We start from the raw sequence: 374 nt of genomic DNA, 5'->3' as shown, positions 1-374 counted from the left end.
ATTTGAAACAAGCATTGTTCTGGAGCGGCCTCAGACCGATGACACCCGACAGCACGCCGCTAATCGGGCGCACCCGCTTTGAAAACCTATTCCTAAATACCGGCCACGGTACTTTGGGCTGGACCATGTCGCTGGGTTCGGCAAAATTAACTGCCGATATCGTGAGCGGCAAAGACACCGAAATCCGAAGCGACGATTTGAGCCTGTCGCGCTATCAGGCTTAAGCTGGAAAGCGCTAAGGTTTAGCGGCATTTTAAATGTAAAGGCCGTCTGAAAATCATTTTTCAGACGGCCTTTTGTTTCAAAATCCATGTATCCAATCAATAAAATAAATAATAACTATTATCATGCGCATTAAAAAGTGTTAGTCTGAA

1 protein-coding gene is annotated in these 374 nt (G+C 45.5%); it reads left to right on the top strand.

Features of this window, described 5'->3' with window-relative positions:
* Nucleotides 1–224, top strand: a 224-nt coding sequence (locus ACTHS3_RS17240; RefSeq protein WP_440368670.1) for an FAD-dependent oxidoreductase, incomplete at its 5' end; no start/stop codon positions are given.
* Between the last annotated feature and the right edge of the window lie 150 nt (nucleotides 225–374).

Source organism: Neisseria sp. P0009.S007, from assembly GCF_051962515.1.
This window is presented reverse-complemented; position numbering and strand designations above follow the sequence as displayed.